The 20,847-nt window shown below is 63.4% G+C and carries 20 protein-coding genes; 6 read left to right on the top strand and 14 right to left on the bottom strand.

Annotated elements, in window-relative coordinates:
- Positions 1-24 precede the first annotated feature (24 nt).
- Positions 25-1,836, bottom strand: a complete 1,812-nt coding sequence (recQ, locus tag PCA20602_RS00630) for a DNA helicase RecQ (RefSeq protein WP_150719543.1) — start codon at positions 1,834-1,836, stop codon at positions 25-27.
- Between the two features lie 163 nt (positions 1,837-1,999).
- On the opposite strand from recQ, the gene msbA reads away from it, so the two are divergent.
- The 5 genes from msbA (at position 2,000) to rfbC (ending at position 6,999) form a co-directional block, all read left to right on the top strand.
- Positions 2,000-3,751, top strand: coding sequence for a lipid A export permease/ATP-binding protein MsbA (gene msbA / locus PCA20602_RS00625; RefSeq protein WP_150719542.1), 1,752 nt, complete (start codon positions 2,000-2,002; stop codon positions 3,749-3,751).
- A 113-nt stretch (positions 3,752-3,864) separates the two neighbouring features.
- The gene (locus tag PCA20602_RS00620) at positions 3,865-4,449 is read left to right on the top strand and encodes a peroxidase-related enzyme (RefSeq protein WP_174980678.1); all 585 of its coding nucleotides are present in this window, start codon (positions 3,865-3,867) and stop codon (positions 4,447-4,449) included.
- 28 nt (positions 4,450-4,477) lie between these two features.
- Positions 4,478-5,542: a dTDP-glucose 4,6-dehydratase gene (gene rfbB / locus PCA20602_RS00615; RefSeq protein WP_150719540.1), complete on the top strand. Its 1,065-nt coding sequence runs from the start codon at positions 4,478-4,480 to the stop codon at positions 5,540-5,542.
- A 7-nt stretch (positions 5,543-5,549) separates the two neighbouring features.
- The gene (rfbA, locus tag PCA20602_RS00610) at positions 5,550-6,437 is read left to right on the top strand and encodes a glucose-1-phosphate thymidylyltransferase RfbA (protein ID WP_150719539.1); all 888 of its coding nucleotides are present in this window, start codon (positions 5,550-5,552) and stop codon (positions 6,435-6,437) included.
- 13 nt (positions 6,438-6,450) lie between these two features.
- A complete protein-coding gene (rfbC, locus tag PCA20602_RS00605; RefSeq protein WP_150719538.1) occupies positions 6,451-6,999 on the top strand; it encodes a dTDP-4-dehydrorhamnose 3,5-epimerase in 549 nt (182 codons plus the stop codon).
- On the opposite strand, the gene PCA20602_RS00600 is transcribed toward rfbC, so the two are convergent.
- From PCA20602_RS00600 to gcvA, 3 genes are all read right to left on the bottom strand, one after another.
- Positions 6,974-8,236: a cation diffusion facilitator family transporter gene (locus PCA20602_RS00600; protein ID WP_150719537.1), complete on the bottom strand. Its 1,263-nt coding sequence runs from the start codon at positions 8,234-8,236 to the stop codon at positions 6,974-6,976. The genes rfbC and PCA20602_RS00600 overlap by 26 nt on opposite strands.
- A 185-nt stretch (positions 8,237-8,421) precedes the next feature.
- Entirely contained in the window at positions 8,422-9,534 is a 1,113-nt protein-coding gene (locus tag PCA20602_RS00595; RefSeq protein WP_150719536.1) for a methyl-accepting chemotaxis protein, read from the bottom strand.
- Between the two features lie 210 nt (positions 9,535-9,744).
- Positions 9,745-10,659, bottom strand: a complete 915-nt coding sequence (gene gcvA / locus PCA20602_RS00590; protein WP_150719535.1) for a transcriptional regulator GcvA — start codon at positions 10,657-10,659, stop codon at positions 9,745-9,747.
- Positions 10,660-10,777: 118 nt separating this feature from the next.
- On the opposite strand from gcvA, the gene PCA20602_RS00585 reads away from it, so the two are divergent.
- Positions 10,778-11,242, top strand: a complete 465-nt coding sequence (locus tag PCA20602_RS00585; RefSeq protein WP_150719534.1) for a RidA family protein — start codon at positions 10,778-10,780, stop codon at positions 11,240-11,242.
- A gap of 91 nt (positions 11,243-11,333) precedes the next feature.
- On the opposite strand, the gene rng is transcribed toward PCA20602_RS00585, so the two are convergent.
- From rng to PCA20602_RS00535, 10 genes are all read right to left on the bottom strand, one after another.
- Complete coding sequence (rng, locus tag PCA20602_RS00580) at positions 11,334-12,803, bottom strand: ribonuclease G (protein ID WP_069341619.1); 1,470 nt, start codon at positions 12,801-12,803, stop codon at positions 11,334-11,336.
- 40 nt (positions 12,804-12,843) lie between these two features.
- Entirely contained in the window at positions 12,844-13,443 is a 600-nt protein-coding gene (locus PCA20602_RS00575) for a Maf family protein (RefSeq protein WP_150719533.1), read from the bottom strand.
- A 166-nt stretch (positions 13,444-13,609) separates the two neighbouring features.
- On the bottom strand, positions 13,610-14,395 hold the full coding sequence (gene ugpQ, locus PCA20602_RS00570; protein WP_069341621.1) for a glycerophosphodiester phosphodiesterase: 786 nt from the start codon (positions 14,393-14,395) through the stop codon (positions 13,610-13,612).
- Positions 14,392-15,486, bottom strand: a complete 1,095-nt coding sequence (locus PCA20602_RS00565) for a sn-glycerol-3-phosphate import ATP-binding protein UgpC (RefSeq protein WP_150719532.1) — start codon at positions 15,484-15,486, stop codon at positions 14,392-14,394. Before PCA20602_RS00565 ends, ugpQ begins: the two co-directional genes overlap by 4 nt.
- 2 nt (positions 15,487-15,488) lie before the next feature.
- Positions 15,489-16,334 carry a sn-glycerol-3-phosphate ABC transporter permease UgpE gene (ugpE, locus tag PCA20602_RS00560; protein WP_069341623.1) on the bottom strand — a complete coding sequence of 282 codons (846 nt, stop codon included), beginning with the start codon at positions 16,332-16,334 and terminating at the stop codon, positions 15,489-15,491.
- Positions 16,331-17,227, bottom strand: a complete 897-nt coding sequence (gene ugpA / locus PCA20602_RS00555; RefSeq protein WP_150719531.1) for a sn-glycerol-3-phosphate ABC transporter permease UgpA — start codon at positions 17,225-17,227, stop codon at positions 16,331-16,333. The genes ugpE and ugpA overlap by 4 nt, the downstream gene beginning before the upstream one ends.
- Positions 17,228-17,363: 136 nt before the next feature.
- Complete coding sequence (gene ugpB / locus PCA20602_RS00550) at positions 17,364-18,695, bottom strand: sn-glycerol-3-phosphate ABC transporter substrate-binding protein UgpB (RefSeq protein WP_150719530.1); 1,332 nt, start codon at positions 18,693-18,695, stop codon at positions 17,364-17,366.
- Between the two features lie 347 nt (positions 18,696-19,042).
- Positions 19,043-19,513, bottom strand: a complete 471-nt coding sequence (rlmH, locus tag PCA20602_RS00545; RefSeq protein ID WP_069341626.1) for a 23S rRNA (pseudouridine(1915)-N(3))-methyltransferase RlmH — start codon at positions 19,511-19,513, stop codon at positions 19,043-19,045.
- 35 nt (positions 19,514-19,548) lie between these two features.
- Positions 19,549-19,995 carry a ribosome silencing factor gene (gene rsfS, locus PCA20602_RS00540; RefSeq protein WP_150719529.1) on the bottom strand — a complete coding sequence of 149 codons (447 nt, stop codon included), beginning with the start codon at positions 19,993-19,995 and terminating at the stop codon, positions 19,549-19,551.
- 63 nt (positions 19,996-20,058) lie between these two features.
- The gene (locus PCA20602_RS00535; RefSeq protein WP_150719528.1) at positions 20,059-20,844 is read right to left on the bottom strand and encodes a nicotinate-nucleotide adenylyltransferase; all 786 of its coding nucleotides are present in this window, start codon (positions 20,842-20,844) and stop codon (positions 20,059-20,061) included.
- Between the last annotated feature and the right edge of the window lie 3 nt (positions 20,845-20,847).

Here is a 20,847-nt window from a genome sequence, read left to right as displayed (position 1 = left end):
AGCGGTATCGATGCGCCGCACGGCTCAAGCATTCAGCAGCTCGACCAGCGCTTCACCGTAGCGCTCGATCTTCGCCTCGCCCAGACCGGTGATATCCACCAGTCCGTCGCGATGACGGGGGCGGCGCTGGGCCAGTTCCCGCAACGTACGGTCATGCAGGATAACGTACGCGGGCACCGCCTGAGTCTTCGCCATGTCCTGCCGCCAGGCACGAAGTTTCTCGAACACCTGTTGGTCCGCCACATCCAGTTCGATGGCCTGCGACGACGCATAGCCGGCAAAGCGGCTTTTCTTGCCGGCGGTCGGCCGCTGCTGACGTCGCAACGACACGGTCGTTTCGCCCTTGAGCACCGGACGCGCTGTCGCGTTGAGCGTGAGTGCGCCGTACTGGCTGCTGTCCGGTTCGATGATGCCGTGGGCGATCAACTGACGAAACACTGCGCGCCAGCCCTGATCGTCCATTTCGCCGCCCACGCCGAAGGTCGGCAGGCTTTCGTGCCCGAACTGACGGATCTTGTCCGTGCTGCGCCCGCGCAGCAGATCGACGAGATGGCCTGCGCCGAAGCGCTGGCCGGTGCGCAGAATGGCGGAGAGCGCCTTCTGGGCCGCGACGGTGCCGTCGAAAACCTCGGGCGGGTTGAGGCAGACGTCGCAATTGCCGCACGGCTCGCTCTGTTCGCCGAAATAGGACAGCAGCACGGTGCGACGGCAGCGGGGCGCCTCGCAATAGCCGAGCAGGGCGTCGAGCTTTTGGCGCTCGATGCGCTTTTGCAGCTCGGAGGCGTTCGATTCGTCGATTCGGCTACGGTGCACGACGACGTCGTTCAGGCCGTAAGTCATCCAGGCTTCGGCGGGCTCCCCGTCACGACCGGCACGGCCCGTCTCCTGATAATAGGCTTCGAGGCTCTTGGGCAAGTCCAGATGCGCGACAAAGCGCACGTCTGGCTTGTCGATACCCATGCCAAAGGCGACAGTCGCCGCCATGACCAGCCCTTCTTCGCGCAGGAACCGTTGCTGATGGGTGCGTCGCACCTCGGCATCGAGCCCGGCGTGATAGGGCAGCGCCGCGATTCCCTGCGTCTCCAGCCAGGCTGCCGTTTCTTCCACTTTCTTGCGTGACAGGCAATACACGATGCCTGCCTCGCCGCGATGCCGGCTGAGAAACGCCAGCAATTGCTTGCGTGGATTGTCGCGGTCGACGATCTCGTAGCGAATGTTCGGCCGGTCGAAGCTGGAGACGAACAGGCGCGCGTCGGTCAGCCCGAGCCGGGTCTGAATTTCTTCCCGCGTCGCGGCGTCTGCGGTCGCCGTCAGCGCAATGCGCGGCACACGCGGGTAGCGTTCGTGCAGCGCCGAGAGCTGAATATATTCGGGACGGAAGTCATGGCCCCATTGCGAGACGCAGTGGGCTTCGTCGATGGCGAAGAGCGCCAGTTGGCCGCGCTCGTCGAGCCGGTCGAGCAGATTGAGAAACCGATCGGTCAGCAACCGTTCCGGCGCGACGTAAAGCAGGTCGAGTTCGCCGCGCGCGGCGCGCCGTTCGATATCGACCGCTTCGTCGAAGGCGAGGCTGGAATTCAGATAGGCGGCGCGCACCCCCGCTTGCAGCAGGGCGTCGACCTGATCCTGCATGAGGGCGATGAGCGGGGAGACGACGATACCGATGCCCGGGCGCAGCAGCGCGGGGATCTGATAGCAGAGTGACTTGCCGCCGCCCGTGGGCATGAGCACGAGTGCATCGCCCCCGTCGGCTACATGGTCGACGATGGCGGCCTGATCGCCACGGAATGCGTTATAGCCGAATACGGTACGGAGGACTTCGAGTGCGCTTGCCATGCGCCGGAGTATACCGGTTCCACCCGGGGTTCGGCGCGCCGAAGGCCACGGATATCGGGCATTGTGGAGATTTTTACGGCGGCGTCCTAGTCCGGTTCGGACACGTCCCGGCGGGACCGGCCGGTACGTTAGAATAGCGGTTTTCCTGCCGTCCCCGACTTACATGAGCGCACCGCACAAGCCCACCGGACCGATCTTGCGACGTCTGCTGGGCTATCTCCAGCCTTATTGGCACATGGGCCTGTTGGCCGTTCTCGCCATGGCGCTGGTCGCAGCGACCGAAGCGGCGATTCCGGCAGTGCTCAAACCGGTGCTCGACAAGGGCTTTTCGGGCGGCGATCCTTGGAAGCTCTGGTATGTCCCGGCCGCCGTGATCGGTCTGGCGGTCATTCGCGGGCTGGCGCAGTATTCGGCCAACTACATGCTGTCGTGGGTCTCCAACCGTGTGCTGCTCGATCTGCGCGTGCGCATGTTCGAGCGTTTGCTGCATGCGCCGGCGTCCTACTACCAGCGCGAGACGACCAGCACGCTGATCAACGCCATCGTCTATGAAGTCAATCAGGTGCTTGGCGTGCTCACCACGGTGCTGATCACGCTCGTGCGCGATTCGCTCACCGTCGTTGGCCTGCTAGGTTACCTGTTCTACCTGAACTGGCGCCTGACGTTGGTGGTGGCCGTCATTCTGCCGCTGATCGGCTGGCTGGTCGGCAAGATCAACCGTCGCCTGCGCCGCCTGAACCGCGAGCAGCAAACGCTGACCAACGCGCTGTCGTACGTGGTCGAGGAGGCGGTCGGCGGCTACAAGGTCGTGAAGATCCACAACGGCGAAGAGTACGAAAAGGGCCGCTTCGACAAGATGACCAGCACGCTGCGCGGCTATGCCATGCGCGTGACGGTCTCGGGCGGTCTGGCACAGCCGGTGACGCAGGCGCTCGCCTCGCTGGCGCTGGCGATCGTGATCACCGTGGCGATGATCGAATCGTCCTCCGGCGAAATGACGGTGGGCGGCTTCACCGCGTTCGTCACGGCGCTGTTGCTCGTCGTCTCCCCGCTCAAGCATCTGATGGACGTGAACCAGCCGTTGCAACGTGGCGTGACGGCCGCGGAACTGATCTTCGAGGTCATGGACGTCGAAGTCGAACCCGTAGGCGGCGAGCGTACGCTCGAGCGCGCGAAGGGCCGTGTGACGTTCGATGACGTGAGTTTCAACTACGGCGCGAGCGAGCGTCCGACGCTCGACCGCATTTCACTGGATGTCGCGCCAGGGGAAATGGTCGCGCTGGTCGGCCCGTCCGGCAGTGGCAAGACAACGATGGTCAATCTGGTGCCGCGCTTCTTCGATCCGACCGGCGGACGTATCCTGCTCGACGGCATTCCGCTCACCGATCTGCGTCTGGCCGACCTGCGTCGTCAGATCGCGTTCGTGAGTCAGGACGTCGTGCTGTTCAACGACACCATCGCCGCCAACGTGGCCTACGGTCAGGAGGTCGATGCCGAGCGCGTGCAGGCCGCCCTGCGTGCGGCCAATCTGGCCGATGCGGTGGCGGCGATGCCCGACGGCGTCGCCACGCTCGTGGGCGACAATGGCATGCGCCTGTCGGGCGGTCAGCGTCAGCGTCTGGCGATTGCCCGCGCGATATACAAGGACGCGCCGATCCTGATTCTCGATGAAGCCACTTCTGCACTGGATTCCGAATCCGAGCGCCACGTGCAGGCGGCGCTGGAAGTGCTGATGGAAGGCCGTACGACGCTCGTGATCGCGCACCGTCTGTCGACCATCGAACGTGCGGACCGGATCGTCGTACTGGAACATGGCCGGATTGCGGAGCAGGGCTCTCACCAGGCACTGGTGGCGCATAATGGCCTCTACGCGCACTTGCACCGCATTCAGTACGCGCAGCAGCAAGAGGCGTAATTTCAAGCGCCGTTTCAGCAGGAGGTAGGCAAGCGTTTGCGAGGTGTCGTGATACGACCTGTCGCGACGCAGGCCACCGCCCGACAACACTGCCCGCCTTTGAGGAGACCATGATGAGCCAGCCGCCGATCAGTCGTTTTCCCGTGCCGGATCTCGCCGCATTGCCGGACGATATCCGTGCGCGCATCGACGAGGTGCAGGAGAAGGCAGGCTTCATTCCGAACGTTTTCCTGACGCTGGCGCATCGTCCTGACGAATTCCGCGCTTTTTTCGCGTATCACGATGCGCTCATGCTCAAAGACGGCAATTTGAGCCAGGGCGAGCGCGAAATGATCGTGGTGGCAACCAGCGCCGTGAATCAGTGTCTGTACTGTGTGGTCGCGCATGGCGCGCTGGTGCGCATCTATGAAAAGCAGCCGTTGCTGGCCGACCAGATCGCCGTCAATTATCTGAAGGCGGACCTGACTGAGCGTCAGAAGGCGATTCTGGCTTATGCGCTGAAGGTTTGCGAACGCTCGCAGGACGTGGGCGATGACGATTATGCGAACCTGCGCGGACACGGCCTGAACGACGAAGATATCTGGGACATCGCCGCGATCACGGCATTCTTCGGCATGTCGAACCGCATCGCCAATGCGATTTCGATGCGTCCCAACGACGAATTTTTCCTGATGGGGCGCGTGCCTCGCACCCGTTAAACCGACTTCTCACAAAACTTCGATACCTATGATCTTCGTGACTGGCGGCGCCGGATTCATCGGCGCAAACTTCGTTCTCGACTGGCTTGCGCAACACGACGAACCGGTCGTGACCATCGACAAGCTCACTTACGCCGGTAACCTGGCGAATCTGGCGAGTCTCGAACGCGACCCCCGTCACCATTTCGCGCAAGTCGATATTTGTGACCGTGCCGCGCTGGACAAGCTCTATGCGGCGCATCGTCCGCGTGCGGTGCTGCATTTCGCAGCAGAGAGCCACGTCGATCGTTCGATTCACGGCCCGGGCGAGTTCGTGCAGACGAACATTGTGGGCACCTTCACGATGCTCGAAGCGGCACGTGCCTATTGGGGCGCACTCGAAGGCGCCGCCCGCGACAACTTCCGTTTCCTGCACGTGTCGACCGACGAGGTCTATGGTTCGCTGAGCCCGACGGACCCGGCCTTCACCGAAACGACGCCGTACGCGCCGAACAGCCCGTATTCGGCGTCGAAAGCGGGCTCCGACCATCTCGTGCGTGCCTATCATCACACCTACGGCATGCCGGTGCTCACGACCAACTGCTCGAACAACTACGGTCCGTACCAGTTCCCGGAGAAGCTGATTCCGCTGGTCATCGCCAACGCGCTGGCCGGCAAGCCGTTGCCGATCTACGGCGATGGCAGCAACGTGCGCGACTGGTTGTACGTCGGCGATCACTGCTCGGCGATTCGCGAAGTGCTGGCCAAGGGCGTGACGGGCGAGGTTTACAATGTCGGCGGCTGGAACGAGCAGAATAACCTGTCGGTCGTGAAGCATCTTTGCACGCTGCTCGACGAACTTTCGCCACGCGCCGACGGTAAGTCGTATGTCGATCAGATCACGTTTGTGACCGACCGTCCTGGACATGATCGACGTTACGCCATCGATGCGCGCAAGCTCGAACGCGAGTTGGGCTGGCGCCCGGCGGAAACCTTCGAGACAGGCATGCGCAAGACCGTTCAGTGGTATCTCGCGAATGGCGAGTGGGTACGTCAGGTCCAGTCGGGCGAGTACAAGCGCTGGATCGAAACGCATTATCAGAAGAACGATTGAGGCACCTATGAGTATCAAACGCAAAGGCATCATTCTGGCCGGCGGTTCCGGCACGCGCCTGTATCCGGCAACGCTGGCCGTTTCCAAGCAACTGCTGCCGGTCTACGACAAGCCGATGATCTACTACCCGCTGACCACGCTCATGCTGGCGGGGATTCGCGACGTGCTGATCATCTCTACGCCGCAGGACACGCCGCGCTTCGAGCAACTGCTCGGCGACGGCAGCCAGTGGGGCCTTAACCTGCAGTATGCCGTGCAGCCGTCCCCGGACGGTCTTGCACAGGCTTTCCTGATCGGCGCCGACTTCATCGGCAACGATCCGTGCGCGCTTGTGCTCGGCGATAACCTGTTCTACGGGAACGATTTTGCCGGCCTCCTGGCCAAGGCGAATGCCCAGACGGAAGGCGCCTCGGTCTTTGCCTACCCTGTGCACGATCCGGAGCGTTACGGGGTGGTGACGTTCGATGAGCACGGCAAGGCCGTCGAACTCGTTGAAAAGCCCAAAGATCCCAAGTCGCGCTACGCGGTCACGGGACTATATTTCTGTGACAACGACGTGATCGAAATTGCCCGCTCGATTAAACCTTCCGCACGCGGCGAGTTGGAAATTACCGACGTCAACAACGAGTATCTGAAGCGCGGCAAGCTCAATGTGCAGATGATGGGACGCGGATATGCGTGGCTCGATACCGGCACGCACGAGTCGATGCTCGAAGCCAGTACGTTCATCCAGACCATCGAGAGTCGTCAGGGATTGAAGGTGGCTTGCCCGGAAGAGATCGCCTACCGCCGCGGCTGGATCGACGCCGCAGCCATCGAGAAGCTGGCACAGCCGCTCGCCAAGACCGGGTACGGTCAATATCTTCTGACGATGCTGCGCGAACGTCTTTTTTGATGGATAACGAGTCATGCAACTGATCGCAACTGCTCTGCCTGACGTCATGCTTGTCGAGCCCAAGGTGTTTGGTGACTCCCGAGGCTATTTCTTCGAGAGTTTTAACCAGCGTAATTTCAACGAGGCGCTCGGCCAGACGCATACATTCGTTCAGGACAATCAGTCCAGCTCGGTACGGGGGGTGCTGCGAGGCCTGCACTATCAGGTCAGGCAACCGCAGGGCAAGCTGGTGCGAGTGTTGAGCGGTGAGATTTATGACGTCGCGGTGGATCTTCGTCAGGGCTCGCCGACGTTCGGCAAATGGGGCGGAGAAGTGCTGAGCGCCGAGAACAAGAAGCAACTGTGGATTCCCGCAGGCTTCGCGCACGGTTTCGTGGTGACGTCGGAGACGGCCGAAGTGCTGTACAAGACCACGGACTACTGGGCGCCGCAGTTCGAGCGCTGCATTCGCTGGGACGATCCGACGCTGGCGATTCCCTGGCCGCTCGACGGCATCACGCCGATCGTCTCGGACAAGGACAGGCAGGGCATGCTGTTCACGGATTATCGGCACGAGGACTGACGGCAGTGGACGTCGTCGCCGTCGTCTCCCCCATCACGCGAAGCACGCGCACATAGCGCAAGCCCAGCGGGGCGAAGCGCGCGGCGAGGGCGTCTGCTACGTTTTGCGACGCGGCGTCCATGCCGCCATCCACTAGACCCGCACGGCTGACTCCTTCGGCACGCGCGGGTTCGCTCAATCCCTCGACGATCACGTCGGCTTCCAGTTCGTTGTCGAGGTAATGCAGCTTGACGTCATGCAGCGCGAGCGCGTTCGCCCGGCACAGCAGCTCGGCCGCGCCGACGACGGCCGCGCGGGCGGGCCATTGTTGCAGGGCGGTGCCCTTGGTATCGCTCTCCGGATCGACGTGCACCAGCACGTCCAGAATCTGCGATTCACTCATGACGGCGGCACGCGCCTGTTCGGCGATGTAATGCCCTTCGGAGACGGACAGACGGGCGTCGACAAGGATATGGACGTCGACCACGATCTCGTCGCCCATGCGTCGCGTGCGCAGCATGTCGATGGCGCGCACGCCGGGCGTGTCGAGCAGCCGCTGGCGGATCGCTACGGTGGTGGCATCGTCCACGCCACGATCGATGAGGTCCTGCAAGGCGTTCCAGCCGAACTTCCAGCCGGTGCGCCCGATCATCAGGCCCACGAGTGCGGCGGCGAGCGGGTCGAGTATGCGATATCCCGCCAGGTTACCCAGAATGCCGCATGCCACCACGAGCGACGACAGGGCGTCTGAGCGCGCGTGCCATGCGTTGGCGACGAGCATCGCGGAGCGCACGCGCTGCGCGGCGCGCAGCATATAGCGAAACAGCCCTTCCTTGCTCACGAGCACCACGACAGCCACGACCAGGGCGATCGTGTGGACTTCCGGAATGTCCTCCGGGTGCAGCAGTCGCTCGATACCCCGCCACAACATGCCGGCGCCGACGACCAGCAGAATCACGCCGAGAAACAGCGACGCCGCGTTTTCGTAACGGCTATGACCGTACGGATGATCGGCGTCGGGCGCGCGGGCGCTGCCACGGGCGGCGGCGAGTACCACGAAATCGGAGACGATGTCCGAGAGCGAGTGAATGCCGTCGGCAATCAGTGCCTGTGAACGCGCGAAAATACCGATGACGATCTGTGCCGTCGTGAGCACGACGTTGACCCAGATGCTGACCCAGGTCGAATGGCGCGCGACGGCGTGTTTATCGAGCGCCTCGCTCGATGCCGCCAGATTGTCGTAGTTCAAGTAGGGCATGAAGTCGGGGCGCGCGTGGGAGGCGCCGCTGTGTCGGAATGATCTCGCATTCTAATTTAGCGGATCGCCGGTTGTCTCGGGGCGAACGCCGGGATTCGCCGCCGCAGACGTCTACGGCCCCCTGATGCGTCTCTCCGAGTCCCCATCCCGGGCTTGCTGTGACGAGACGGGGATACCTCAGCCGCTTAGAACGCTACGCGACGCAACGTTTGAGGCATCGGCACGGCCTCTGGCATCTTCCCCAGCCCCTTTGCCGCGTCATCGGCCACCGCCCGCTGACACACGACGCCATACCAGCCGAGCCCCTTGTAGGTCTCGTAGCCGGGCGTCGCGGCGAACGAGACGGTCGTCTGGCTGGCGTCGGTATAGAACCCCGTGGACGCGCCGTCGGTGCGCAGCGCGAAGGTCTCGCCCAGCACGCCCTGGCCATCGGAGCTGGCAATCACGCGAAACGAGGAGTCGACGATCATGCAGCGCGTGCGCGACCATTCGTCCTCGCTCAGACGTACCCCCTTGACGACGGCTTCGGCCTGCGGCGCCCAGTCGAAGAAGATCACCAGTGCGCCGAGCACGCGGCCGTTGGGCGCGCCGTCTTCGCGAATGGCTGTCGAGTATGTCGCGACTTGTGCGTGCTTGAGGTGCGCAAGCGTTTGCACGTCGCTCGCGACATAGTCCGCGCCGCTGCGTGTCTTGAGTGCGGCCTTGAACCAATGGGCGTCGCCGACCTGGCTGCCGATCACGGGGTAGGTCGAGCGGCGGCCGTTCGCCACGACCACGCCCTGTGCGTCCACGACCCAGAGGTCCTTGTAGACCGTGTAGCTGTCGAGAATGACGCCGAGCCGGTCCGACGCATGGGACGCCGTTTGCGGATGCGGGTTCGTCAGGCAGTCGACGACGGCGGAGTCGGTCGCCCACCAGCGCACGTCGCATGAGCGCTCATACAGGTTGCGGTCGATGACGTCGATCATGTTGAGCGCCAGATCGGCGCAGCGCTGACCGTCGAGCCCGCGCATTCTTTCGATCATCAGATCGCCAAGCTCCGTGAGCTCCTTGAGTGAGCCGGTGAGTTCCTTGTTGAGGGTGTCGGTGACTTCGCTGATGCGCTTCGAGACGTGTTTGACCTGATTGGCGACGACAGCGAAACCCTTTCCCGCATTCCCCGCTCGCGCGGCTTCGATCAGTGCGTTCAACGCGAGGAAGGTCGTCTCCCGATTGATTTCGTTGATGTCGCCGATCTTGCTGACGGCGAGCTTGCGCACGGTATGTGTGAGTTCGACGATTGCTTTTGGATTCGCCATGCTTTTGCCCCTTTTGATTTTATTTAAGTGTTTAAGCATCAGGAGCAAGAATCAGGCCTGTCGTCTCGCACGCTGTGATTCGCCGGAAAAACCGATCAAAGGAATGAAGGAGGACGATTCGTAAGGAGTGCTTCCCAATAAAGGTGCGGCCGTGCACCACAAAAGGGATGGGCGGTCGGGGCCTCGGGGATCGCCGGTGCCCTTGGACCCTTACGCCGACGTTATCTTGGCGCGGACTTCCTGATCGGCGTCGAATGAGGCTCGCAACCAGTCCGAAAAGGCGAGAATGTTGTCGTCGTCGCGCCGCTCTTCCGGATAGACGAGCCAGTACGACTTTTCCAGCGGCGCGCCTGCCGGGAACGGTGCGCTCAGCAGGCCCCGATCCAATGCCAGCGCGACAAGGGACCAGCGGGCGAGTGCCATGCCCTGTCCGGCGACGGCGGCGTCGATGGCGGCGCTTTCGTGGTTGAAGACGATTCCCGGCGCATCGCGCCATTCGGGCGGCGTGAGACCTCGCGCGGCGAACCACTGCGCCCAGGCACTGCGATCGTGAACGTGCAGCAGCGGCATGCCGTCGAGCGTTGGCTCGCTACCGTCACCCGCCAGAGCGGGCGCACACACGGGCAACAGGAATTCGTCGGTCAGATGCATGCAGGTCAGTCCCGGCCACGGACCGGCGCCGTAGCGGATGGCCGCGTCGATGTTGTCGCCGACGAAATTGACGTGCCGCTCGCTCTGTTCCAGTTGCAGTTCGAGTTGCGGGTGACGCAGCGTGAAGTCGCCGAGTCGCGGCACCAGCCATTTGGCCGAGAAGTTAGGGGAGCAGGAAATCGCGAGACGTTGTCGGGCGGCATGCGTATCGAAGGCGGCCGTTGCGCGCTCGATACGGTCGAAGGCTTCGCCTATCGCTTCGAGATACGTCTGGCCCTGTCGCGTCAGTCTGAGCTGGTTGGCGAGGCGGTCGAACAGTGGGCGGCCAAGGGCCTCTTCCAACGCCTTGATCTGATGGCTGACCGCGCCCTGCGTCACATGCAGTTCCTGCGCTGCCAACGTAAAGCTGCAATGCCGCGCGGCGGCCTCGAAGGCACGCAGGGCATTGAGAGAGGGGAGCTTACGGGCAACCATGATGAGATGAGCTGAATTGGGGCTAGCCTGAGAAAAGATGCTTTGCCGGGGGCCGCAGGCGAAAAATATTATAGGGCAACGTTTCCCCGATCTTCTTCAATCATGACAAGGAATCATCATGGATCTTGAACAGCGTCTGCAAGCCCTGTCGATCACGTTGCCTGCATCGTCCGCCCCCGGCGCCAGGTACGCAACAGGCACCGTGCATCAAGGCGTGGCATGGATCAGCGGACAGTTGCCGCGAGAGGGCGACCGGGTACTCGTCGCGGGTAAGCTGGGGCGCGATGTCTCGATCGAGGCAGGTCAGGAAGGCGCGCGTGCCGCGATGATCCGCGCGCTGGCGGCCCTGCGCGACACCGTGGGCAGTCTGACGCACATCGACCGGATCCTGCGACTGAATGTCTACGTGAACAGCACCGACGAATTCAGTCAGCAAAGCGCTGTGGCCGATGGCGCGTCGTCGTTGATCTATGAGATTTTCGGCCCGGAGCGCGGCGCCCATGCGCGTACCAGTGTCGGCGTGGCGCAGTTGCCGCGTAATGCCTGTTGCGAACTCGATATCGTGGTGGCGCTCTCGGACTGAGCGGCGGGTCACACGCGAGAACCGTGTGAGGAGAAGTGCGAGGCGAAGTGCCCGCCAGCGCCGTGCGGCGGGCAGCTTCGGTGGGGGCAGGTTACATCAGAATGATGTCGTACTGCTCCTGATGGAACGACGATTCGACCTGAAGTGAGATCGGCTTGCCGATGAAGTCGATCAGCATGGCGAGATGTTGCGATTCTTCTTCGAGGAACAGATCCACGACTTCCTGCGAGGCAATCAGACGGAACTCGCGCGGATTGAACTGACGCGATTCGCGCAGGATCTCCCGCAGAATGTCGTAGCAAAGCGTGCGCGGCGTCTTGACCTGTCCCTTGCCCTGACACACGGCGCACGGCTCGCACAGCACATGCGCCAGCGATTCACGCGTACGCTTGCGGGTCATCTCCACGAGTCCGAGCTGCGAGAAGCCGTTCACGGTGATGCGGGTGCGATCGCGCGCGAGCGCTTTCTTCAACTCGGCCAGCACGGAATCGCGATGCTCCGCGCTTTCCATGTCGATGAAGTCGATGATGATGATCCCGCCCAGATTGCGCAGACGCAACTGACGCGCAATCATCAGCGCCGCTTCGAGATTCGTCTTGAAGATCGTGTCGTCGAAGTTACGTGCCCCGACGTAGCCCCCGGTGTTCACGTCGATGGTCGTCATCGCTTCGGTCTGGTCGATCATCAGGTAGCCGCCGGACTTCAGATCGACGCGACGCGACAGCGCCCGCTCGATTTCCGTCTCCACGTTGTACAGATCGAACAGCGGACGCTCGCCCGTGTAATGCGTGAGCTTGCCGAGTACGGCCGGCGTGTACGTGGACGCGAATTCGGCCAGCTTCTGGTACGTCTCGCGCGAGTCGACGAGAATCTTGCCCGTCTCCTCGTGCACGAAGTCGCGCAGCACGCGCTGCGCGAGGTTCAGATCCTGATACAGCAGGGCGGGCGCCGGCACGCGCGTGCTTTGCTCGCCAATGGTCTGCCACGACTTGCGCAGATAGGCGATGTCGTTGGCCAGCTCGGCGTCGGCAGCGTCTTCGGCAATCGTACGCACGATGAAGCCGCCCTTTTCGTCGGCGGGCACGAGCGCCTGAATCTTGCTGCGCAGCGCTTCGCGCTCGGCTTCGCTCTCGATGCGCTGCGAGATGCCGATATGCGGCTCCTGCGGCAGATAGACGAGCGTGCGTCCGGCAATGCTGACCTGCGTCGACAGGCGCGCGCCCTTCGTGCCGATGGGGTCCTTGATGACTTGCACCATCAGCGTCTGCCCTTCGAAAACCGTTTTCTCGATGGGCGGCTGCGGATGCGGCACGGACGTGTCGTTGCTGGTGCGCGGATGCCAGATATCGGCCACGTGCAGGAACGCAGCACGCTCAAGCCCGATATCGATGAAGGCCGACTGCATGCCCGGGAGCACGCGCACGACCTTGCCCAGATAGATGTTGCCGACCAGACCGCGCGAGAGCGTGCGCTCGATGTGCAATTCCTGCACCGCACCGAGCTGCATGAGCGCCACACGGGTTTCCTGTGGCGTGATGTTGACCAGAATGTCTTCGTTCATATAGTGTCGACCAGACTCGAATGCTCAAATTCGGTAGGCGTCAGAAGTCGACGCCCGCCTGACGCAATAGCGCGGCGGTCTCGCACAGCGGCAGCCCCATGATGCCGGAATAACTGCCGTCGATGCGCATCACGAATTCGGCGGCCTTGCCCTGAATGCCATAGGCGCCGGCTTTCCCCTTGGGCTCGCCCGACGCGACGTAACGCTCGATCTCCTCGCGGCGCAGCGGCCGGAACCAGACGTGCGAGATGTTCACCGCCTGATGGATCTGCCCGTCTGCGCACACGGCCACGGCCGTGAGCACGCGATGGCGGGTGCCCGACAGGCGCGCCAGCACGGCACGGGCGTCGGCGTCGTCGAACGGTTTGCCGAGGATGGTGCCGTCGAGACAAACGGTCGTATCGGCCGTGAGAATCGGTGCGGCGGGCAACCCGGCGCGCGCCAGGCGTGCCACGGCCGCCTCGGCCTTCGCGCGTGTGACGCGCTGCACGTAATCGTCGGGCGGCTCCCCCGGCAGCACGGCTTCGAGCGCTTCGGCGTCCTCGTCGGCATGAGGCAACAGCAGCTCGAAACGAACGCCGAGCTGCTGTAACAGTTCCTGACGGCGGGGGCTTTGCGAAGCGAGATAGATGTACGGCATGGCGGCTTGACTTGAATTCGTCCAGCCCGGCACACGGCATTGCAGAAATCTGCGGCGCGCGCACCGGGCCGCTGGATGGGCTGGGCGAGGGGAACGCCCTATTATGCCGCCTTGCGCGCGCCCCCGCCAGCATGCGGCAGGGGCGCGGAGTGCCGTTTATTGCGACTCAGAGGTCTGCAAGGAAGTCTGCGCCGATCAGATCGATGCGGTCGGTGCAGATGGCGTCAACGCCCCACGCGGCCAGCTCACGTGCCCGCGCCGGTTCGTTGACCGTGTAGACGAGCATGTGCAGGCCTGCGGCCTTGATCTCGGCGACCTGCGGGCCGTCGAGATGCTTGTGGCTGGCATGCAGCGTGACCGTGCCGAGCTTGCGGGCATCGTCCCGCCAGTGAGCCGGCACCGCCTCGTACAGCATGCCGCGCGGCAACTCCGGCACGGCAGCAGCGGCCGCTTCGAGCGCCTCGTAGGAGAACGACGAGAGCAGCGGGGGCTGCGCCTGACCGGCCCACAGCGTTCTGACCGCCTCGGCCACCCGCTTGCCCGTTTCGGCTTCGCGCCCCGGGCACGGCTTGATTTCGACGTTCGCCGCCAGACCCAGCGCGAGGCAGCGTTCGGCCACCTGCGCCAGTGTCGGCATTACCTGGCCCGCAAAACGGCCGTCAGCGCCGAACCAGCTACCGGCATCGAGCGTCTCGATCTCGGCGTAGGTCATTTGCGCCGCGGCGCCATGACCATTGCTGGTGCGGTCGACGGTATCGTCATGCAACAGAAAGACGACGTTGTCTGCGGAGAGTTTGGCGTCGAATTCAACCATGCGCAGGCCGAGCGACGCGCCCATCTCGAACGCCGCCAGCGTGTTCTCCGGTGCGAGCTTGCCGCCGCCGCGATGCGAGACGATGCGCGGATACGGCCAGTCGCGCCACAAATGAGAGGGTACGGGAGCGTCGCTCATGCTTCGACTCGCTTGCCGGTCGACGGATCGAACAGGTGCAGCGCCTTGGCCGAGATGGCCAGCGGCACGACCGTGCCCGCTGCCGGTCGCATCTCATGCGGCAGACGCACCGTCACCTGCTGCTCGCCCCAGCGGCCATGCAGCAGGTTGTCGGCGCCGAGCAGTTCGAGTTGATCGACGTGGATGCTGGTCTGTGCCGCGAACGCCCCGAGGCCGTTCTGCTGCTCGGCCGGCACCAGATGTTCCGGACGCACGCCGAGCACGAGTTCGCGATTGGCGTGCGCCATGCTCGTGGGCGGCAGACGCAGTGCCGGGCCACCTTCGATCTCGAACGTACGGCCTTCCGGGTCGACACGGCCCTTGAGCAGGTTCATCGCGGGCGAGCCCATGAAGCTTGCCACGAACAGCGATGCCGGGCGCTCGTACACGTCCGTCGGCGTGCCGATCTGCTCGGCGTAGCCCTTGTTCATGACGATCACGCGATCGGCCAGCGTCATGGCTTCGACCTGATCGTGCGTGACGTACAGGCTGGTGGTCTTCAGGCGCTTGTGCAGACGCTGGATTTCCAGACGCATCTGCACGCGCAGCTTGGCGTCGAGGTTCGAGAGCGGTTCGTCGAACAGGAACACGGCCGGTTCGCGCACGATGGCCCGGCCCATCGCCACACGCTGACGCTGACCGCCCGAGAGTTCGCGCGGCTTGCGTGCGAGCAGGGGTTCGAGTTCCAGAATGCGCGCGGCGGCGAGCACGCGCTCGTCGATGAGCTTCTTGTCGATGCCGCGAATCTTCAGGCCGTACGACATGTTCTGACGCACGTCCATATGCGGATACAGCGCGTAGTTCTGGAACACCATCGCAATGTTGCGATCCTTCGGCTCCAGCTGATTCACGACCTGCGAGCCGATGAGGATGCTGCCTTCGCTGACTGATTCGAGGCCGGCGACCATGCGCAGCAGCGTCGACTTGCCACAACCCGACGGACCGACGATGACCACGAACTCGCCGTCTTCGATGTCGATGTCGACACCGTGCAGCACGTAGTTGTTCTGGTCGTAGGTTTTCTTGACGCTATGGAGTTTGAGATTTGCCATGATTACTTTTCCGAATCGACCAGACCGCGCACGAACCAACGTTGCATCAGCAGCACCACCGCCAGCGGCGGCAGCATGGCGAGCAGCGTAGCGCTCATGACGAGTTGCCATTGGGTGGCGGTGTCACCGCTGCCGATCATGCTCTTGATGCCCACGACGGCCGTTGTCATTTCCGGCGCATTGGTCACGAGAATCGGCCACAGGTACTGATTCCAGCCATAGATGAACGTGATGACGAACAGCGCCGCGATGTTCGTCTTCGACAGCGGCAGGACCACGTCGAAGAAGAAACGCATCGGACCGGCGCCGTCGATGCGCGCGGCTTCGACGAGTTCGTCGGGCAGCGTCATGAAGAACTGCCGGAACAGGAACGTGGCCGTGGCCGACGCGATCAGCGGCACCGTCAGACCCGCATAGCTGTTGATCAGCCCCAGGGTCGAAATCACCTGCACCGTGGGGAAGATACGCACTTCGACCGGCAGCATCAGCGTGACGAAGATGAGCCAGAAGAACAGATTGCGCAGCGGGAAGCGGAAGTACACGATGGCGAAGGCCGACAGGATCGAGACCGAGATCTTGCCGATCGTGACGACCAGTGCCATGAACAGGCTGTTGCCGAGCATCAGACCGAACGGCATGGCGGCGTTACCCGTACCGGTACCCCACACCGTGGCGAGGTTTTCGAACAGGTGGGTGCTCGGAATGAGCGACAAAGGAACGTTGAAGACTTCGCTCTCGTTCATGGTGGCGGCGACGAACGCCACATAGAGCGGAAAGACCACCAGCAGCACGCCGATAATCAGCATGACGTGGCAGAAGATATCCAGGCCGCGACGGTTCTCGATCATGCGTATTGCACCTTGCGTTCGATGAAGCGGAACTGCACGACCGTGAGCACGATGACGATCACCATCAGCACCACCGACTGGGCAGCCGAGCTGCCGAGGTCGAGCCCCTTGAAGCCTTCCGAATAGATCTTGTAGATCAGCGTCATGGTCGACTGGCCCGGGCCGCCGCCGGTCGCCGCATCGATCACCGGGAAGGTGTCGAAGAACGAGTAGACGAGGTTGACCACGAGCAGGAAGAACGTCGTCGGCGAAATCAGCGGCAACACCAGCCCGAAGAAACGCCGGATCGGACCTGCGCCGTCGATGGCGGCGGCTTCCACGAGCGAGCGCGGAATGGCCTGCAAGCCGGCGTAGAAGAACAGGAAGTTATAGCTGATCTGCTTCCAGATCGACGCGAGCACGACGAGGAACATGGCCTGTCCGCCATTGAGCGCATGGTTCCACTCGATGCCGAGCTTGGCGAGGCCGAAGGTGACCAGACCGATACTCGGGTTGAAGAGGAAGGCCCACAGCACGGCGGCGATGGCGGGTGCGACGGCGTACGGCCAGATCAGCAGCGTCTGATAGACGCGCTTGCCGCGCGTGACGCGATCGGCCATGGCCGCGAGCAACAGGGAGATGACGAGACCGCAGACCGTGACCAGTCCGCTGAAGATCATCGTCGTGCGAAACGATGCGAGGTAGAGCGAGTCGCCCCACAGCGCTGTGAAGTTGTCGAGTCCGACGAATTCGCTCGAAAGGCCGAAAGCGTCTTGCGTCGATGTCGATTGCCAAAGGGCTTCGCCCGCCGGCCACAGGAAGAATACGACAGTGATGAAGAGCTGCGGGGCTACAAGAGCGTAGGGCAGCCAGCCGGTGCCGAAGCGAGGGCGTTCTCTGGAGTTGTGCGCCATAACGTAGTGACCAAAAAAAACCAACCCGGCCCGCGTTTCAGGCGAGCCGGGGTGGTGTCATTGTAACGTCACGATTCATGCTGCGAACGCAGGAAAAGCCCCTGCATTGACGGCGTAATCGCGCGTTCGAGGCGGTTTAGCTGCCTTGCTTCGCGAAACGAGCCAGCAGGTCGTCGCCACGTTGCACAGCCTTGTCGAGCGCGGCTTTAGGCGTTTGCTTGCCGCTCCACACGCCTTCGAGTTCTTCGTCGACCACGGTACGGATCTGCGGCATGTTGCCCAGACGCAGGCCACGCGTGTACGGCAGCGGATCCTTGTTGAGCATCTGCTTGATGGCCGTGTCGGCGCCCGGGTTCTTCGCGTAGAAGCCTTGCTTCTCGGTCAGCTCGTAAGCGGCCTTGGTGACCGGCAGGTAGCCGGTGTCCTGGTGCCACTTGGCGGCCACGGCCGGCGAGGCGAGGTAGTTCAGGAACTTGGCCACGCCCTTGTACTCGGCGGGCGACTTGCCGGCGAGCACCCACAGGCTGGCGCCACCGATGATGGCGTTCTGCGGTGCGCCCTTCACATCGGCGTCGTACGGCATCATGCCCACGCCGTAGCTGAACTTGGCGTACTTGCCGATGTTGGCCAGTGCGCCCGACGTCGTCATGGCGATACCGCAATCGCCGCTGTAGAACTTCGAGGTCACTTCATCCTTGCGGCCCACGTACGTGAACGAGCCTTCCTTGGCCATGTCGGCCAGGAACTGGATGTGCTTGACCTGTTGCGGGCCGTTGAAGCTCAGCTTGGCGTCGAGGCCGCCGAAGCCGTTATCCTTCGTGGCGAACGGCAGGGCGTGCCAGGCGCTGTAGTTTTCGAGCTGCGTCCAGCCTTGCCAGCCCATCGTGAAGCCGCACGACATGCCCGAAGCCTTGAGCTTCTCGGCGTCGGTCTTCACGTCGGCCCACGTCTTGGGCGGGGTGTTCGGATCGAGGCCCGCCTTCTTGAAGGCGTCCTTGTTGTAATAGAGCACCGGCGTCGAGCTGTTGAACGGCATCGAGATCAGGTGATTGGTCTTGCCGTCGGCGTAGTAACCGGCGATGGCGGGCACGAAGGCCTTTTCATCGAACGGCTCGCCGGCGTCCTTCATGACTTGCCACACGGGCTTCACGGCCTTCCTGGCCTGAATCATCGTGGCGGTGCCCACTTCGTACACCTGGAGAATGGCCGGGGCGTTACCGGCGCGGAAGGCGGCGATACCCGCTGCCAGACCCTGCTCGTAGTTGCCCTTGTAGATCGGGACAATCTTGTAGTCGCTTTGCGAGGCGTTGAAGTCGGCAGCGATCTGGTTCACGCGATCGCCGAGGGCCGATTCCATCGAATGCCAGAACTGGATCTCCGTGGCGGCCAGGGCCGAGGTGCTCATGCCGAGTGCCAGTGCAGCGCCCACGCCAGCCAGGGCAAAGGTGCGCAGGGAAGGTTGCTTCATACCAATCTCCGGGGGTTCACGAGAAGTCCAGGGCCTGTTGAGTGAGCGGCCCCTGCTTGTTCGCGGTGCGAACTGTGTAGCGCCGCGTAGACTAACACGTCGTTATGATTTTTCCACTCGCACTGCACAACGGGTGTTGCACGCGAGTGCAACGGGGGGATTGACAACGCCCGGAACGGGCCGGTGGGCAAGGCGCGACGCGGCATCGGCAGCCTGATACAACGATGCATTGCGCCGCACCAAAGCCTTGTGACTTATGGCTGACTTATTGATTTGTCATACAGAGGGGGGGCGCCCGCTGCGGAGGCGCTGCGGTGATGCTGCGAGAGCGCCCCTCACGCCAGACCCTACACCCGATGGTACGGATGATTGGCGTTGATGCTCCACGCGCGGTAGAGCTGTTCGGCGAGCAGCACCCGCACCATGCCGTGCGGCAGGGTGAGGCTGGACAGACGGATGAGGGTGTCGGCACGCGCCTTGAGGCCCGGATCGAGCCCGTCGGCACCGCCGATCACGAAGGCCACATCGCGCCCGTCCTGCTGCCAGACGGTAAGCGACTGCGCCAGACGCATCGTGGTGAGATCCTGCCCGCGTTCGTCCAGACACACGAGACGGCAGCCGCGCGGCAGCGCCGCGTCGATGCGCTGCGCTTCGGCGGCCATGACCGTCTCGGCGGTGCGGGAGTTGGAGCGTTGCTCCGGCTTGATTTCCTTGAGTTCGATGCGCAGCTCGGGCGGCATGCGCTTGGCGTACTCGGCGAAGGCGGTCTCGATCCAGCCGGGCATCTTGTGCCCGACTGCGAGAATGAACAGACGCATGGCGGCGGCGTGTCGGCGAAGTCGCGCGCGGCGTCTTACTTGCTGCTCTTGCGGCGAGCCGGCGCGGGGGCGGGCGCCTCGTCATCTTCGGCGTCTTCAGCGTCGTCTTCTGCGCTGGCCTTGGCGCCTGCCTTGGTGCCGGCGGCCTTCAGGCGAACGGGCTTCTCGCCCCAGATTTCTTCGAGGTTGTAGTACTGGCGCAGGGCTGGCTGCATGATGTGCACGATGGCGTCGCCCGTGTCGACCAGCACCCATTCGCCGACATCTTCGCCTTCGATGCTGACGATATCGCCACCGGCGGCCTTGACCTTGTCGCGCACGCTGGCGGCGAGCGCCTTGGTCTGGCGGTTGGACGTACCGCTCGCGATGACCACGCGCTCGAACAGTGCGGTGAGGTGTTCGGTGTTGAACACCTTGATGTCCTGGGCCTTGACGTCTTCGAGAGCGTCGACGATCAGGCGTTGAAGTTTACGAATATCCATAGTGCGTCTTTTGGGTGAAACAGGGGTGCGGCACAGCGGCCCGCCAACGTCATACGGGGGCCGTCAGGCGCGATACAGGTGTTGCGCGCGGATGTACTGCCACACAGGTTCGGGCAGGTTTTCCGGGGGCGTGGCCGCGTCTTGCGCGTGCGCCAGCGTGGCGCGCAACTCGGTGGCGGATATGTCGACGGCCAGTGAGTCGTCGATCAGGATGCCGCCGCATGGCGTGGATTGTACCCCGAGCGCGGTCTCTTCCCGTTGTGCGAAGACATCGCGCAGTTGCGCCGACGCCGTATCGCGGCTGAAACCGGGCCTTGCCGCGGCGCAGACGTGCGCGTAATCGAACAGTTCGCGCCACGCGTGCCAGGTGTCGAGCCTTACCAGTTGGTCTGAGCCGATGAGCAGCGAGAGCGAGACGTCGGGACCGATATCGCGGCGCATGTCCCGCAACGTATCGACGGTGTAGCTCGGCCCGGCGCGCTCGATCTCGCGCGTGCTCACGATGACCTGCGTCGACGGATGCGTGACGGCCAGCTCAGCGGCGAGACCTTCGGCGGCCAGGCGCGTCATGGCCAGCCGATGCCCGGCGTCCGTGCTGCCTTGCTTCTGCGGCTGCTGACCGGCGGGCATCAGGATCAGTTCGTCGAGCGCGAGCGTGCCGGCGAACAGCGCGCCGAGCGCGAGATGACCGGTGTGAATCGGGTCGAACGTGCCGCCCAGCACGCCAATGCGCCGCACGGCCGGAATGGCGCGGTCGGCGCTGTCGGGGCGGTTGGTGGGATTCGGGCGATTCGCTGGCGTGGCGCTCTTGCCGGACGGTGCCGACGTCGCAGTTGAGGTGACGGTCATGCT

This window comes from Pandoraea capi, assembly GCF_902459735.1.
Classification (GTDB): Bacteria; Pseudomonadota; Gammaproteobacteria; order Burkholderiales; family Burkholderiaceae; genus Pandoraea; species Pandoraea capi.
The sequence above is the reverse complement of the archived record's forward strand: the minus strand, read 5'-3'. Positions and strand labels throughout refer to the sequence as shown.